Origin of the sequence: Cobetia crustatorum (genome assembly GCF_000591415.1) — a bacterium.
Classification (GTDB): Bacteria; Pseudomonadota; Gammaproteobacteria; order Pseudomonadales; family Halomonadaceae; genus Cobetia; species Cobetia crustatorum.
The window spans coordinates 22,002-37,204 of the sequence record NZ_JEMF01000050.1 but is presented as its reverse complement, the minus strand read 5'-3'; the positions used below and the strand labels follow the sequence as shown (position 1 = coordinate 37,204).

Below are 15,203 nucleotides of genomic sequence, written 5' to 3'. Positions count from 1 at the left end.
CGATGTGAGGCGCAGGGTATGTGCGACACAATAAGCGGGCAGTGAGGGCGCTGCAGGCGTTCAACAGACTTACAGGTGACGAGATGCACACGATCAAGACTTCCCTGCCGGCGTTGCTGGCCATGTCCCTACTGGCCGGGTGCGCCAGTCCGGGCAACAGTGAGCCGAATCCCCAAGACCCGTGGGAGGGCTTCAATCGCAACGTCTATACCTTCAATGACACCCTCGATCGTTATGCACTCAAGCCGGTGGCACAGGGTTATGACTATGTAACGCCTGAGTTGGTGCAGGACGGTGTAGGCAACTTCTTCTCCAATCTGGGAGAGGTGCGCACCATGCTCAACTCAGTGTTGCAGTGGAAGTGGGCGAATGCGGGTGTCTCTACCGGGCGTCTGCTGCTCAACTCTACCGTGGGTATCGGTGGACTGTTTGATCCCGCGACCGAGCTTGGCTGGAGTGTCGACAAGGAAGATTTTGGTCAGACCCTCGCGGTCTGGGGTACGGGCCAGGGTCCGTATCTGATGCTGCCGCTGCTGGGCCCGAGTACCGTACGTGATACTGCAGGCTTGCCGGTGGACATGTATAGCAACCCGACCACTTACATCGAAGATGACAAGGTGCGTTACGGCCTCAAGGCGCTCGATCTGGTCGATACCCGTGCCGGATTCCTTGAGCAGGAAAAGCTGATTCAGGGCGATCGCTACAGCTTCATTCGTGATGCCTATCTGCAGCGCCGTGACTTCGATATCAACGATGGCAAGTTGGGTGATGATCCCTTTGCCAGCGACAGCTTCGATGATACGGATCTCGACGGTGCCTTTGCACCGGAAGATGATAGTCAGTAGGCAATGCCTGCCGCGATGCGACAGCGCTGTCATGAGGCCCTATCGGACCGTCGGGATTCAAGATCATCTCGAGACCGGGGCTAAAGACTGCCCCGAAGATGGGGCTCACGAGTGTTTCGATTGACTGGCACGAGAGGCTGGCATGACGGATGAGCAAGGCAAGCGTCTGTTGATCGGTCTGATTGATCTGCCCGGTATGCGGCGTGATTCACTGGCGACAGTACTGACAGATGACCACTGTGCTGTCGCTGCCTGCGATAGCATTGCGGCACTGCCTAGCGGTGTCGCGGTGGTGGTGGCGCATGTCGGGGCAGTCGCAAGCCATGATTGGGCGCGACTGGCCGAGCGATTGCCGACTGTGGTGGTCGCCGAGACACGTGGTGACGAATGTCTGCTACCAGCAGTGGAAGCAGGGCTGGTGGACTACCTGATATCGCCGCGCGAGCACGGCTCGGTACTCCGCACTCTGCTCAAGCGGGCCGCGGAGCATCACCAGCTGGCGCATGAGCATGCCAAGGCACGTGCGCGTCTTGAAGAGCTGAATGAGCATCTGGAGACTCACCTGGCGTTATTACGTCAGGACCAGCAGGCCGGCGGTCAGATTCAGCAGCGGCTATTGCCCGAGAGTGGTCAACGTATCAATGGCATCTGCTATGAATACTGTCTGTCGCCCTCACTGTATCTGTCGGGAGATTTTCTCGAATATCAGGCGATTGATGAGCGCTTCAGCCTGTTCTATTTCGCGGATGTCTCCGGGCATGGAGCATCATCAGCTTTTGTGACGGTGCTGCTCAAACTGTTGTTCTCGCGTGCGATACGCCACTGGGACGAGCATACGCCGGAGTCTTTTGGCCCTGAGTGGCTGGCACTGCTCAATCGTGAGCTGCTCGACAGTGGTATCGGTAAGCATGCCACCGTACTGTGTGGCGTGATTGATCGCGAGACACGTGCGTTGCACTACACGCTGGGGGCACAGCTACCGATGCCAGTACTAGTGACACCGGATGGCGCTCTGCACGTGCTGGAAGGGGGAGGGCGGCCGGTCGGCCTCTTCCCAGGCACCCACTATCCGGCGTATCGTGTGGCGCTTCCTGTGCGCTTTCGCCTGTGGCTGGCCAGTGATGGAGTACTGGAATGCCTGCCCGGAGAGTCGCTGGAAGATAGAACACGAGCACTGCATCAACGGATACTGAGCAGTGATGATGTGCAGGGACTGCGCCGCGGACTGGCGCTGGATGGCGAGTTGCCGGATGACCTTACCCTGATGACGCTGACAGGATTCCATGATGGATGAAGGACGTATCCAGGCCGTGTTTGACGATGGCCTGTTCGTGCTCAAGCTGTCCGGTGATGTGCGCCTGACACTGTGCGCCACGCTGGACCTGCAGGTGCAGCGTGTGGCGGCAGTCGATGGGCTGGAAAGCGTGATCATCGACCTGCGCGAAGCAACCAATGTCGACTCCACGGCGCTGGGCTTTCTGGCCAAGCTGGCGCTGGCGGTACGTGATCGTTTAGTGCTGCCAGCGCAGGTCGTCGCCACACATTCTGACGTCTTGACCATGCTCAAGGTGATGGGGTTTGATGAAGTCGCCAGTGTCGTGGATGCCAATAGCCTGCCAGCGGCAGAACAGGCGGGGCTCGACTCTACCGGCTGCTGTGATGAGGCACCGTTGGCTGAGCTACCGTCTGAAATGCCGGAAGAAGGCGAATTGCGTGGCCGTATTATTGAGGCGCATCGTCTGTTGATGTGTCTGAACGGGCATAATCGTCTCCAGTTCCAGCCACTGATCGAGCTGTTGGAAAGCGAGGAGCAGCGCCATTCGCACTGAGCCATGCTGTGTCGGCCTGTACCGTCAGGCTCGCGTGGCGTAAGGGGGCTCATCTCCTCTCGAGTTCATCCCAATGAAAAGCGCCTGCCGTGAGTCACGGCAGGCGCTTTTTTGCGTCAGTGCGATGCGTATCGACTCGATTCGTGCTAATGCACTCAGTGACTACGCAGCTCAGCCAGTAGCGTTTCCAGCTTGCGCTGGTCAGCCATGAACTTGCGGATACCTTCACCCAGCTTCTCGGTCGCCATGGCATCTTCGTTCATGGCCCAGCGGAAGTCGGCTTCGCTCAGTGCTTCCTGAACGTTGCGCTCGGCATCGGACGGGATCAGACGACGCGTCAGCTGGCCACTGGTTTCGGCCAGTTCACCCAGCAGTGCGGGAGAGATGGTCAGGCGATCGCAACCGGCCAACGCTTCGATCTCACCGGTATTGCGGAAGCTGGCGCCCATCACGATAGTCTTGTAGCCATGGCCCTTGTAGTAGTCGTAGATCGACTTGACTGACTCCACGCCGGGATCATTGTCGCCACTGAAGTCGGCGTTGGGCTGCTGGGCCTTGTGCCAGTCGAGGATACGGCCAACGAAGGGCGAGATCAGTGTCACGCCAGCGTCGGCACATGCCTGAGCCTGCGCAAAGTTGAACAGCAGTGTCAGGTTGGTACGAATGCCATCGCGCTCGAGCTTCTCGGCAGCGCGGATACCTTCCCAGGTAGAGGCGGTCTTGATCAGGATACGTTCCTGACCGACGCCGTTGGCTGCGTAGCGTTCGATGATGCGATGTGCGCGGCGAATGGTTTCGTCAGTATCGAAAGACAGGCGCGCGCTGACCTCGGTAGAGACGTAGCCCGGTACCAGGCCCGCGATTTCAGTGCCGATATCCACGGCCACGGCATCGACAGCGTCATCGATATCAGTCGCTGTGCGAGCCACTTCGGTCAGACGCTCACGGCGTGATGGGTCCTGTGCAGCCTGCAGGATCAGCGACGGGTTAGTGGTAGCATCGGTAGGGGAGAAACGGCGGATAGCATCGAGATCACCGGTATCGGCGACTACGGTGGTCATTTCCTTGAGCTGGGAGAGCTTGTCCTGAGCCATGCAAGATTTTCCTGTGCTGAGCGCGAACCGCCTGATGGTGGCCCGCATGAAGAGGCAAGACGTGAAGGGCAGGGCAGTCGTACTGCCGCCTGCCAGCAGATGTCGAAAATGGACAATGTGATGATTGATGTGAAATTTATCACACTCATGTGACATCCATCACGTGAGTGCTCTCAACTGTACCAATTGTGCGGCGGCACGCCCACTGTCGTTATCTGGCGGCAGGACTGTCTATCTTTAAGCAGTCGCGACTAGTGTCCCACTATTGGTGCCGTCGTCATGAATATTCCGGGAGGAGATGTGGACAAGCGTCAAACTCGTCAGCTGGCCTTGTTGGTCGCTGCCAATACTGCACTGGCTCCGTTGGCCATTGATGCCTATCTGCCGGCATTGCCGGCGATGGCGGAAGATCTCGACACCACGGTGCACCATACCGAGTTGTCGCTATCGATCTTTCTGCTCGGCTTCTCGCTGGGGCAGCTGATCTTTGGCCCACTATCGGACCGCCTCGGTCGCAAGCCAGTGTTGCTGTCAGGGATTGCCATCTTCCTGTTGGCGAGTCTGGCGATCACCCAAGTCGATAGCCTCGAGGGCTTGTGGGCACTGCGCTTTGTGCAGGCTCTCGGCGGTGGCGCCTCGGTCGTCAACTCCTCAGCGATCGTGCGTGACTGTTTTAGCGGTCGTGAGGCAGCCAAGGTGTTATCGACCGTGGCGGTGATCATGATGCTGGCGCCGTTGATAGCGCCTGCGATTGGCAGTCTGTTACTGGGAATCGCGGGTTGGTGGTTGATCTTTGCCTTCCTCGCGGCCTATGCGGCCTTTTTGTTGGTGGTGCTGCCACTGTACCTGCCGGAAACCTTGCGTCGCCGCGAGGAAGGAGAGTCACCTGCCAGCATCGCTCAGGTCGCCCGTGACTATGTCAGCGTACTGCGACATGGTCCGGCGATGGGCTATGCCCTGACGCAAGCGATGGGCTTCGGTGGCATGTTTGCCTTCATTACGGCCTCACCTTACGTGTACATGGAGCACTTTGACGTCACCGCTTCGTGGTATCCGGTGCTGTTTGGCGCCAACATCCTGTTCATGTTCACCGCCAATCGCCTCAACGTGCGCCTGCTGTCACGTTTTTCACCGCCACGTCTGTTGCGCATCGGTATCGGCATTCAGCTGGCAGCGGCAGTGCTGCTGGTCATGATGCTGGCACTGGGGCTGGATCGTCTGTCCATCATTGCTCCATTGCTGATGCTGTTCGTGGGGGCCAATGGCATGGTGGCGCCCAATGCGATCTCGTCTGCGCTTGAATACTTCCCACGTATCAGTGCCACGGCCAATGCACTGATCGGGAGCCTGCAATTTGCCAGCGGTGCGTTGATTGGCATGCTGATTGCGGGTTTGGCACTGAATAGCCTGTGGCCGATGATCCTAGGCATGCTGGCCACGGCACTGGTCAGCAATATCCTGCTGCGTGTGCTGGCAGGGCGACGTGCACTGGCGCGCCATGAACGATCACAAGCATAAGTGCTTCGTTATGAGCGAATAAACCCTTGTCATGGCCTCATGCCGACGCGACTGTCACACAGTTGTCATGAATGCTTGGCAAGGTACTCCCTGTAGACAAGAAGCCAACCCTCAGTGGCTCATTCTTATCGCAAGGAGTTTCAGGCATGCAGGCGTTCCTCAAGACGGGTATTGCAGTCGCGGTCATGGCCGCTTCAATCAGTGCAGCACAAGCGCGTGAGCAGCTACGCATTGTTGGATCTTCCACGGTGTACCCGTTCTCCAGCTACGTAGCTGAAGAGCTGGGCGCGACCAGCGATTTCCCGACGCCGGTCATCGAGTCCACCGGGTCTGGTGGCGGCATGAAGCTCTTCTGCGAAGGTGTCGGTGACAATACGCCGGACATCAGCAACGCTTCTCGTCGCATGAAGGTTTCCGAGTTTGAGCGCTGCGCAGACAACGGTGTGACCGACATCACCGAAGCCAAGATCGGCTTTGATGGTATCGCCTTCGCTCAGTCTGTCGACAACGGCGACATCAACCTGACCCGCGAGCAGATCGCCATGGCCGTGGCCGCTCAGGTGCCGGTCGATGGCAAGTTGGTCGATAACCCGTACATGAAGTGGTCTGACATCGACAAGTCGCTGCCGGATCGCAAGATCACTGTCTACGGGCCGCCTTCTACCTCCGGTACGCGTGATGCGTTCGAAGAGCTGGTGATGGAAGTTGCCACTGAAGACATGGAAGGTTACGGCGGCGAAGGCTATACCAATATCCGCCAGGATGGTCACTACATCGCTTCCGGCGAGAACGATAACCTGATTATCCAGAAGCTGACGGAAAACACGGCAGCCTTCGGGATCTTCGGCTACTCCTTCCTTGAAGAGAATGCTGACAAGGTAGTGGGAGCTTCCATCGACGGTGTTGAGCCGGAAGCTGATGCCATCTCCTCTGGTGAGTACCCGGTCTCTCGCTCCTTGTTCTACTACGTCAAGAACCAGCACAAGGATGACGTTCCTGCGCAGGAAGCCTACAACACGCTGTTCATGAGCGAGAAGATGATCGGTGAACTGGGCTACCTCAAGGGGATCGGCTTGATCCCGCTGCCGAAGGCAGAGCGTGAAGCCCTGCGTCAGCAGGTCGAGAGCCGCACCCAGCTGACCCTGGCTGACCTCAAGAAGTAATTGACGCAGCTGACCCTCGACGCGGCCGGCTGCCAATGGCAGCCGGCCCGTTTGCATGATTGCCCGCGGGCCTGCTTGAAGGCCATTGGCCTCAAGCCCGCGGACAGCGCGACTCCGGGACCCGAAAGATGCAGACCCAGCAGATCTTTCTCTTCTTTATAGGCATCGTGGCGTTGTTTGGCCTCGCAGCCTTCTTCATCGGCCGCGGCAAGGCACAGAAAGTGCGTGCCGGCGGTGCCGAGATGTATGCCCAGCCTGATCAATACGGCTGGTTTACGGTGATCTCCAGTGCTGGCCCCGCCATTCTGGTAGGTCTGGCAGCGGTGATTGCCATCGCGACCACGGGCATCGACATCGAAGGCTTCACGCTGCTGGCGACCTGCCTGGTCGTGGCGGGGCTTGGTCTGATGCTGGGACTGTATCTGGTCAAACCCGACTTTCATGCGCGCACCGCCATCGAGACGCTGATTCGTTATGTTCTGATCGGGGCGGCGATGATTTCCATCGTCACTACGTTCGGCATTCTGATCTCCATCGTCTTCGAGGCCATTCGCTTCTTCCAGATGGAAAGTTTCTGGACCTTCATTACGGGCACCACCTGGGACCCGGGTAACAGCTTCCAGCTGTCCGCGGGTCGTGGCGAGGGTGTCGAGAGTACTGCCAACTTCGGTGCAGTACCGCTGTTTGCCGGCACCTTCATGATCACCTTGATCGCGATGCTGGTCGCCATTCCCATTGGCCTGCTGGCAGCGGTCTACATGGCAGAGTTCGCTCCCGCCAATGTGCGCACCATTGCCAAGCCGGTATTGGAAGTGCTCGCGGGTATCCCGACCGTGGTCTATGGCTTTTTTGCTGCCATCAGCGTTGCGCCGCTCGTCGTGGATATCTTCTCGCCGCTGGGCTTTGATGCGTCTTACAACAATGCGCTGGCGCCCGGTCTGGTCATGGGCATCATGATCATTCCCTTCATCTCTTCACTCTCCGATGACGTCATCACGTCAGTGCCTGACACCATGCGTCAGGGGTCGCTGGCACTGGGCATGACGCATGGAGAGACCATTCGTAACGTCATTCTGCCGGCTGCGCTGCCGGGCATCATCTCGGCTTCATTGCTGGCGGTATCGCGTGCGTTGGGTGAGACGATGATCGTGGTCATGGCAGCCGGTATGCGTCCGAATCTGACGGCCAACCCGCTGGAAGACATGACGACCGTCACGGTGCGTATCGTCGCTGCATTGACTGGCGATCAAGAATTCGCCAGCGCCGAAACGCTGTCAGCCTTCGCGCTGGGGCTGGTGCTGTTCGTGGTCACTCTGCTGCTCAACATGGTGTCGGTGATCTTGATTCGCCGCTTCCGTGAGAAGTACAGCGCCAATAACCTGTGAGGCCGAGACAAGACATGAGCCATTCATTCGACGACATCTCGGCCCAGCTGAAGGGCCGTCATCGCCGCACGCGGCGCCTGAAGATGATGTCCATGGGCGCTTTGGCCCTGGCGGCCAGCTTCCTGCTGGTGTTCATCGGCGACATGGTCATGCGTGGCTATCCTGCCTTCCAGCAGGCGGAGTTGAACGTCCCTGTCACGTACAGTGAACAGTCACGCGAGATTCCGCTGGCGGCGGTAGAAGAAGATGTCCGTAGCCTGGTCAGCCGTGGCTGGCTGCGTCAGCTGCCTCGCGCGATGAAAGCTGATCCGACATTGATGGGGCAGACGATCGACAGCTGGGTAATCTCGGATGACCAGGTCGATCAGTACCTCAAGGGTCACAAGTCACACCTGAAGCCGAAAGAGCAGCAGGTGCTGGACCGCATGATCGAAAACGGTACCGCCGAGCTCAAGTTCAACGTCAACTTCTTCACCACAGGTGATTCGAAGCTGCCGGAATATGCCGGTATCTGGTCTGCTGCGATGGGGACGATCCTGACACTGCTGGTCACCTTGGCCTTTGCCTTCCCGGTCGGCGTGATGACAGCGGTCTATCTGGAAGAGTTTGCACCGGACAACCGTCTGACGCAGGCCATCGAGATCAACATCAACAACCTGGCTGCCGTGCCGTCGATCCTGTTCGGTCTACTGGGCTTGGCAATCTTCATCAACTTCTTCGGTATGCCGCGCTCCTCACCGCTGGTCGGTGGTCTGACGCTGGGTTTGATGACACTACCGGTGATCATCATCACCACACGTTCGGCCCTGCGCAGCGTGCCAGATACCATCCGACAGGCGGCCTTCGGCGTGGGGTGCTCGCAATGGCAGGTAGTGCGTGATCACGTATTGCCCTTGTCACTGCCGGGTATTCTGACGGGTTCGATCATCGGCCTGGCACAGGCGATGGGTGAGACGGCACCGTTGATCATCATCGGCATGGTGGCCTTTATCCCGGATGCGCCGGAGTCTATTACTCAGGCAGCTACCGTGCTTCCGGCCCAGATTTTCACTTGGGCGGGCGAGCCGGAGCAGGCCTATGTTGAACGTACTGCGGCGGGCATCCTGGTGCTACTGTCAGTGCTGATCTTTCTCAACGCGGCAGCAGTCATGCTGCGCAAGAAATTTGAGCGTCGTTGGTAGGCAAGCGTCTGGCGACCTGTTGCAAGCAGGTCGCACCGTGCACGTCCTGGCCCACGACTGAATAAGGAATACGAGATCATGAGCATTACTGTCGCCAAGCAGCCTGCCGCAATTCAGCGTCTGGGCACCCCGATCAGCACCAACGAAGATGCCAATCACGAACTGGCCATTCGCGTCGAAAACCTCAATCTTTGGTACGGCGAGAAGAAGGCACTCAAAGATATCAATATCGATATCTTCCAGAAGAATGTCACCGCATTGATCGGCCCGTCAGGTTGCGGAAAGTCTACCTTCCTGCGCTGCCTGAACCGCATGAATGACCTGATTCGCAGCGTGCGTATCGAGGGTCTGGTCGAGATGGACGGTCGTGATGTCAACGCCCGCAAGATGGATGAGGTGGCACTACGTCGTCGTGTGGGCATGGTGTTCCAGAAGCCGAACCCGTTCCCCAAGTCCATCTATGACAACATCGCCTATGCACCGACCATGCATGACCTGGTCAGCCGTCGCGCTGACAAGGATGATCTGGTCGAGAGCGCGCTGCGTGATGCGGGCCTGTGGGAAGAAGTGAAGGATATTCTGGATCAGCCAGGCACCTCGCTATCCGGTGGTCAGCAGCAGCGTCTGTGCATCGCGCGCGCCATCGCGGTCAAGCCGGACGTCATCCTGATGGATGAGCCGACCTCGGCACTTGACCCGATTTCCACCGCGACCATTGAAGATCTGATGGACAAGCTCAAGTCTCAGTTCTCGATTGTCACCGTGACGCATAACATGCAGCAGGCGGCGCGTGTCGCCGACTACACCGCCTTCTTCCACATGGGTGAGCTAATCGAGTACAACGACACCAAGACGATGTTCTCCAATCCGCATACCAAGAAGGCCGAGGATTACATCACCGGCCGTTACGGTTAAGCCGTGGATTGTCTGTTGTTTGAGTGATGCATCGCCAGGCATGAGCTGTCAGGCATGAACAGCTAGGTATGAACCAGAAAGCCCGGATCCATGATCCGGGCTTTCTGTGTTTTCGGGCGATGGAGCGAATCAGGCTCAGTTGGCCAGACTCAGTTGACCAGCTCGACTGCAATTGCGGTGGCTTCACCGCCGCCGATACACAGTGCCGCGATGCCGCGCGTCTTGCCGCGACGTTCCAGTGCATTGATCAGCGTGACAATGATGCGCGAACCGGTCGAGCCGACCGGATGCCCCTGGGCACAGGCGCCGCCGAAGACGTTGACTTTATCGTGAGGAATCTTGTGAGCATCCATCGCCAGCAGCGTGACGACGGCGAAGGCTTCATTGATCTCGAACAGGTCGACATCATCGGTGGTCCAGTCGAGTTTCTTCATCAGACTATCGATGGCGCCGATGGGCGCCAGCGTGAACTCGCTGGGATGCTGGGAGTGAGTGCTGTGGCCGAGAATACGCGCCTTGATGGCCAGGCCACGGCTGTCTGCTTCGCCTCGGCTGGTCAATACCAGCGCTGAGGCGCCATCGGAGATGGAGCTGGCGTTGGCGGCAGTGATGGTGCCGTCCTTGGCAAATACCGGGCGCAGTGTCGGGATCTTGTCGATATTGGCCTGGAAGGGCTGCTCATCGCGTTCGACGACAGTATCGCCCTTGCGGCTGGTGACAGTGACCGGCGCGATTTCGGGCGTGATGTCACCGGACTCGATGGCGGCCATGGCACGCTTGAGGGATTCAATCGCGAAGTCGTCCATGCGCTGGCGGTCATAGTGACGCGCATCGGCCACTTCCTGAGCGAACACGCCCATCAGCTTGCCGGTCTCGGCATCTTCCAGGCCGTCGAGGAACATGTGGTCTTTCAGCTCGCCGTGGCCGAGACGATAGCCACCACGTGCCTGCGTCAGTAGGTGGGGAGCATTCGACATCGACTCCATACCACCAGCCAGCATGATGCGGTTGGTGCCGGCACGGATCAGGTCGTGGGCCAGCATGGTGGCTTTCATGCCGGAACCGCACAGTTTGTTGATGGTGGTGGCGCCGATGCTGTCCGGCACCCCGGCCTGGCGCATCGCCTGTCGTGCCGGCCCTTGCTTGACGCCAGCGGGGAGCACGCACCCAAAGATGCCTTCGTCGATATCGGCAGGCGTCAAGCCGGCGCGTTCGATGGCGGCCTTGATGGCCACGGCGGCAAGCTCGGGGGCGCTCATGCTCGAGAGTGAGCCCTTGAGGCCGCCCATTGGCGTGCGGGCACCCGCAAGAATGACGATGTCATCGGCGCTGACGGCCGGAGAAAGAGTAGACATGGCGGTCTCCATTTGTTGTTGTCAAAGCGGTTGTCAGAAGAAGGGTCTGTGGCTGATGCAGCCGTTATTGGATGACTGATGCAACGCTGTCTGGCCAGCCCGAGAGGAGCGGCGGCAGCGGTTGCGTGGGCAGTGATGGCGTTGTGATCACTGCGCGGCTGTGCTTTGATCCATTCAATCCCATAAACCAAGCAAGCGCTAGTTATACGATGAATGTAGCCACCACCTCACCCCGTCGCAAGGAGCTGGTCCGTATCGCCGCCCGCCTGTTTGTGGAGGAGGGATACGACCGCACCACCGTGCGTATGTTGGCCCAGGAAATGGGCATCAAATCAGGCAGCCTGTTTCATCACTTCGCTGACAAGCAAGAAATCCTGTGTGCCGTGATCGAAGAGGGCATGTTCAGCGCGCTGGCCATTGCCCATGAGCATCTGGCGAATCTCGATAACTCCCTGGCCGCTGATACTCCCCGTGCACAGGCGCATCTGCGTCTGCTGGCGCTGGCGCGTGCCCACTTGGACACGTTGCTGACGGACCGTAACGCGCATGTCGTCGCGCTTTACGAATGGCGCCGCATTGAAGGTCCGGCGCGTGAGCATCTTGTCCAGCAGCGCGATGAGTATGAAGCCTTGTGGCGTAGCGCTATCGAAGACGGCGTCGCGACCGGGTTACTGCGTGGTGATGCCTCGTTACTGCGGCAGTTTGTACTGGGCGCGCTCAACTGGAGCGTGCGTTGGTACCGTGCAGACGGTGAACGCTCGCCGGATGAACTGGCTGAAGCCTTGATCGATAGCGTGTGTCATCCGCAGTGAGTGTTTCTCGTCGCCTTCAACTTTCGGTCAGTGAGGTCAACCAGTGCTTGCCGTGCGTCTGGCTTGTCGCTAAGTTGACGTTTACGTTAACTGTAAATATGTCCTGATAGCAATATCCACACATTCATGTGACACCATTCGTACTGCTCATCTCCCATGCATAATCCAGGAGTTCAACCCAGGAGCCAGTCCCGCCATGACGACACGCGATACAACAACAAACCGCACGTCACGCGCTGCCAATGTTACCTCTGCAACAGACGCTACCTTCGAGCCGACGCCTCATCAATCGCTGCAAGAGTATCTGGCCAGCTTTGATATCGATGCCTTGCGCAGTGAACTGTTGGCGTCAGGACTTGAGTCTGAACCAGAACCTGAGCGCTTCACCGGCAATGCCTTCGAGGCGTGTGTCGGGCGTCATCTGCGTGCTGGTCGGGGCGAGTCGATTGCATTGGTACACGAAGACGAGCAGGGCAACGTCAGCGAGATGAGTTATGCAGCATTGGATGACCTGAGTGCCAGGATGGCCACGGCGCTGGCGGCGCAAGGAGTAGTCCCGGGAGATCGAGTGGCTTGCATGTTGTCACGCACGCCGGAGCTGCTGGTAGCGCTGGCGGCGACCTGGCGATTGGGGGCGGTCTATCAGCCACTATTCACGGCCTTTGGACCTGACGCGCTTGAATATCGTCTGGCGCGTGCCGAGACGAGAGTGGTGATTACCGAGACGGCTCAGCGGTTCAAATTCAATGAGCTGGAGCGTCACCCGTCGATTATCTGTGTGCGTCGGAGAGGTGAATCGCTGCAGGATGGCGATCTCGACTGGCAGGTCCTGATGCAAAGCGAGCCGCTGGTGCAGCCGCCGGTACCGCTATCGAGCGATGCACCTTTCCTGCAGATGTTTACCTCTGGCACGGTCGGCAAACCCAAGGGTGTGGCCGTCGCGCTGAATGCGCTGCCAGCCTTCTGGCTCTATCAGCGATTGGCGATTGACCTGCGGCCCGATGAGCGTTTCTGGAACATGGCAGACCCCGGCTGGGCTTACGGGCTCTATTACGCGATTACTGGGCCGTTACTCCTTGGTGCGACGACCTATTTTATGCAGTCGCCGTTTACTGCAGAAGGCGGCCTGGCCTTCATGGAGCGCCACCGTATCGATAACTTTGCCGCAGCGCCGACGGCTTATCGCATGCTCAAGGCATCAGGCGTCTGCGAAGGCGCTTTTGAACGACTGAATCTGCGTGTGGCCAGCTCTGCCGGCGAGCCGCTGAATACCGAGGTCGTGGGGTGGGTCGAACGAGAACTGGGCTGTACGGTGATGGATCATTACGGTCAGACCGAGACAGGCATGACCTGCTGTAATCATCACGCACTGGCACATGAGATCGTCGTTGGTAGCGTCGGCTTCCCGCTGCCCGGCTATCGCCTGGCGGTGTTGGATGCCGAGTATCGTGAGCTGCCGCCAGGTGAACCTGGTGTGCTGGCGGTAGACATCGCACGTTCTCCCGCCCACTTCTTCGCGGGTTACACCTGGCAGGAGAAGCAGCCTTGCGTCGAGGGTTATTACCTGACCGGCGACGTAGTGGTGGCTGAGCCCGATGGCCGCTTCACCTTTGCAGGGCGTGATGATGACATCATCACGACGGCGGGCTATCGCGTTGGACCAGCCGATGTCGAGAACGCGATTCTGGCACACCCTGCGGTCGCTGAATCTGCAGCCGTAGGCAAGCCGGATGATATCCGCGGCGAGATCATCAAAGCCTACGTGGTGCTGCGTGATGGTCATGTCGGCAGTGAGACACTGGCTGACGAAATTCGTCAGAGTGTGCGTCAACGGCTTTCCGGTCACAGCTACCCACGTGAAGTGGCCTTCGTCGATAGTCTTCCCAAGACACCCTCGGGCAAGATTCAGCGTTTCTTGTTACGTGCCGAGGCACGTGAAGATTGAGTCTGGTTCATGTTCGTCAATGGACTGACTGTTTATCCCTTGTTTTGGAGAGCTTTGCATGAAGATTGCCAATCACTGCTTCTTGATCACCGGCGCGGCGTCTGGCCTTGGCGCTGCAACCGCCGCTCGTCTTGTCGAGGCGGGTGGTCGGGTGGTGCTGGCAGATGTCTCTGAGGCTGCACGCGACCAAGCTGATGCGCTTGGCGATTCCGCTCGATTCTGCCATTGCGATATTACTGACAGTACCAGTGTCGATGCAGCGCTAGATGTCGCTGAGCAAACCTTCGGCAGCCTGCAGGGCGTCATTCATTGTGCAGGAGTGGTCAGCGTTGCCAAGCTAGTCGACCGTGAGGGGGAGCCGGCACCGTTGGAAGGCTTTGAGCGCACGCTCACGATTAACCTGATCGGTACCTTCAATGTGGCGCGTCTGGCTGCCGCCCGCATGGCGCGTAACGCGGCCGAAGGCGAAGACAATGAGCGCGGGGTGATCATCAATACCGCTTCGGTGGCGGCGTTTGATGGTCAGGTGGGTCAGTGTGCTTACAGCGCCTCCAAGGCGGGTGTGGTGGGTATGACATTGCCGATGGCACGTGAGTTGGCACGCCACGGTATTCGCGTGATGGCCATTGCCCCAGGCGTGTTTGAGACGCCGATGATGGCGGGTATTCCAGAGCCGGCCCGCGAAGCGCTATGTGAAGCGGTACCGTTTCCCAAGCGCCTTGGACGGCCCGATGAGTTTGCCAAACTGGCCGAACACATCATCACCAATACCATGCTCAATGGTGAAGTGATTCGCCTCGATGGCAGCATCCGCATGGCTTGATGTCAGACACTGTCGTGCGAGAAGCACAGAGGCAAGACACCGAATTGACGAATTGATGGACGGTTTATCTCTGGGGGAGATATTGCTCGACCGCGACTGCGGTCGGGCTTTTTTTCGTCTGCCGTTTGTCGCATCTAGCGGCTTCTGCCACCAATGTATCAGGCTTTGAATCAAACGATTGCTTGACTGGATACTCAGTGAGAGGCTAATTTAAAACACATGTTTGATAGCGGTGCGTCATGCTTTCCCAGCGCGAACATGATGGCTGCTATCCCGTTCAGCCCCTCTCATTCAAATACGCACCATTCACGTCTGCATTCTTCACGTGTACATGAGTG

At 58.5% G+C, this 15,203-nt stretch carries 13 protein-coding genes; 11 read left to right on the top strand and 2 right to left on the bottom strand.

All coding sequences use genetic code 11. The annotated features are described in order from the left end of the window. Window positions 1–83: 83 nt before the first annotated feature. The 3 genes from BF12_RS0111515 (at window position 84) to BF12_RS0111505 (ending at window position 2,674) form a co-directional block, all read left to right on the top strand. Complete coding sequence (locus BF12_RS0111515; protein WP_024952413.1) at window positions 84–845, top strand: MlaA family lipoprotein; 762 nt, start codon at window positions 84–86, stop codon at window positions 843–845. 142 nt (window positions 846–987) lie between these two features. Next, on the top strand, window positions 988–2,139 hold the full coding sequence (locus BF12_RS0111510) for a PP2C family protein-serine/threonine phosphatase (RefSeq protein WP_024952412.1): 1,152 nt from the start codon (window positions 988–990) through the stop codon (window positions 2,137–2,139). Further along, the gene (locus BF12_RS0111505; protein ID WP_035160002.1) at window positions 2,132–2,674 is read left to right on the top strand and encodes an STAS domain-containing protein; all 543 of its coding nucleotides are present in this window, start codon (window positions 2,132–2,134) and stop codon (window positions 2,672–2,674) included. The genes BF12_RS0111510 and BF12_RS0111505 overlap by 8 nt, the downstream gene beginning before the upstream one ends. Before the next feature lie 155 nt (window positions 2,675–2,829). Here BF12_RS0111505 and tal read toward each other — a convergent pair whose 3' ends face one another. Continuing rightward, window positions 2,830–3,768: a transaldolase gene (gene tal / locus BF12_RS0111500; protein WP_024952410.1), complete on the bottom strand. Its 939-nt coding sequence runs from the start codon at window positions 3,766–3,768 to the stop codon at window positions 2,830–2,832. A 300-nt stretch (window positions 3,769–4,068) separates the two neighbouring features. Here tal and BF12_RS0111495 point away from each other — a divergent pair, with 300 nt between their 5' ends. The 5 genes from BF12_RS0111495 to pstB all read left to right on the top strand — a co-directional run bounded on the left by BF12_RS0111495 (window position 4,069) and on the right by pstB (window position 9,930). Continuing rightward, complete coding sequence (locus BF12_RS0111495) at window positions 4,069–5,286, top strand: Bcr/CflA family multidrug efflux MFS transporter (RefSeq protein ID WP_024952409.1); 1,218 nt, start codon at window positions 4,069–4,071, stop codon at window positions 5,284–5,286. Between the two features lie 146 nt (window positions 5,287–5,432). Continuing rightward, window positions 5,433–6,449: a substrate-binding domain-containing protein gene (locus BF12_RS0111490; protein WP_024952408.1), complete on the top strand. Its 1,017-nt coding sequence runs from the start codon at window positions 5,433–5,435 to the stop codon at window positions 6,447–6,449. 128 nt (window positions 6,450–6,577) lie between these two features. Beyond that, on the top strand, window positions 6,578–7,834 hold the full coding sequence (pstC, locus tag BF12_RS0111485) for a phosphate ABC transporter permease subunit PstC (RefSeq protein WP_024952407.1): 1,257 nt from the start codon (window positions 6,578–6,580) through the stop codon (window positions 7,832–7,834). A 14-nt stretch (window positions 7,835–7,848) separates the two neighbouring features. Then, window positions 7,849–9,015 (top strand): phosphate ABC transporter permease PstA, encoded by a 1,167-nt coding sequence (gene pstA / locus BF12_RS0111480; RefSeq protein ID WP_024952406.1) that lies wholly within the window; start codon window positions 7,849–7,851, stop codon window positions 9,013–9,015. A gap of 78 nt (window positions 9,016–9,093) precedes the next feature. Beyond that, the gene (gene pstB / locus BF12_RS0111475) at window positions 9,094–9,930 is read left to right on the top strand and encodes a phosphate ABC transporter ATP-binding protein PstB (RefSeq protein WP_169734530.1); all 837 of its coding nucleotides are present in this window, start codon (window positions 9,094–9,096) and stop codon (window positions 9,928–9,930) included. A gap of 149 nt (window positions 9,931–10,079) precedes the next feature. On the opposite strand, the gene BF12_RS0111470 is transcribed toward pstB, so the two are convergent. Next, on the bottom strand, window positions 10,080–11,285 hold the full coding sequence (locus BF12_RS0111470) for an acetyl-CoA C-acyltransferase (protein WP_024952404.1): 1,206 nt from the start codon (window positions 11,283–11,285) through the stop codon (window positions 10,080–10,082). Window positions 11,286–11,494: 209 nt separating this feature from the next. Between BF12_RS0111470 and BF12_RS0111465 the strand changes: the two genes are divergently transcribed. The 3 genes from BF12_RS0111465 to BF12_RS0111455 all read left to right on the top strand — a co-directional run bounded on the left by BF12_RS0111465 (window position 11,495) and on the right by BF12_RS0111455 (window position 14,865). Beyond that, window positions 11,495–12,097, top strand: a complete 603-nt coding sequence (locus BF12_RS0111465; protein ID WP_024952403.1) for a TetR/AcrR family transcriptional regulator — start codon at window positions 11,495–11,497, stop codon at window positions 12,095–12,097. A 196-nt stretch (window positions 12,098–12,293) separates the two neighbouring features. Then, a complete protein-coding gene (locus tag BF12_RS0111460) occupies window positions 12,294–14,042 on the top strand; it encodes an AMP-binding protein (RefSeq protein WP_024952402.1) in 1,749 nt (582 codons plus the stop codon). Between the two features lie 58 nt (window positions 14,043–14,100). Continuing rightward, window positions 14,101–14,865 carry an SDR family NAD(P)-dependent oxidoreductase gene (locus BF12_RS0111455; protein WP_024952401.1) on the top strand — a complete coding sequence of 255 codons (765 nt, stop codon included), beginning with the start codon at window positions 14,101–14,103 and terminating at the stop codon, window positions 14,863–14,865. Window positions 14,866–15,203 lie beyond the last annotated feature (338 nt).

Excerpts from the sequence above, each read along its gene's own strand:
- BF12_RS0111515 (WP_024952413.1), top strand. The coding sequence starts at position 84 with ATGCACACGATCAAGACTTCCCTGCCGGCGTTGCTGGCCATGTCCCTA.
- BF12_RS0111510 (WP_024952412.1), top strand. The coding sequence starts at position 988 with ATGACGGATGAGCAAGGCAAGCGTCTGTTGATCGGTCTGATTGATCTG.
- BF12_RS0111505 (WP_035160002.1), top strand. The coding sequence starts at position 2,132 with ATGGATGAAGGACGTATCCAGGCCGTGTTTGACGATGGCCTGTTCGTG.
- tal (WP_024952410.1), bottom strand. The coding sequence starts at position 3,768 with ATGGCTCAGGACAAGCTCTCCCAGCTCAAGGAAATGACCACCGTAGTC.
- BF12_RS0111490 (WP_024952408.1), top strand. The coding sequence starts at position 5,433 with ATGCAGGCGTTCCTCAAGACGGGTATTGCAGTCGCGGTCATGGCCGCT.
- pstC (WP_024952407.1), top strand. The coding sequence starts at position 6,578 with ATGCAGACCCAGCAGATCTTTCTCTTCTTTATAGGCATCGTGGCGTTG.
- pstA (WP_024952406.1), top strand. The coding sequence starts at position 7,849 with ATGAGCCATTCATTCGACGACATCTCGGCCCAGCTGAAGGGCCGTCAT.
- pstB (WP_169734530.1), top strand. The coding sequence starts at position 9,094 with ATGAGCATTACTGTCGCCAAGCAGCCTGCCGCAATTCAGCGTCTGGGC.
- BF12_RS0111470 (WP_024952404.1), bottom strand. The coding sequence starts at position 11,285 with ATGTCTACTCTTTCTCCGGCCGTCAGCGCCGATGACATCGTCATTCTT.
- BF12_RS0111465 (WP_024952403.1), top strand. The coding sequence starts at position 11,495 with ATGAATGTAGCCACCACCTCACCCCGTCGCAAGGAGCTGGTCCGTATC.
- BF12_RS0111460 (WP_024952402.1), top strand. The coding sequence starts at position 12,294 with ATGACGACACGCGATACAACAACAAACCGCACGTCACGCGCTGCCAAT.
- BF12_RS0111455 (WP_024952401.1), top strand. The coding sequence starts at position 14,101 with ATGAAGATTGCCAATCACTGCTTCTTGATCACCGGCGCGGCGTCTGGC.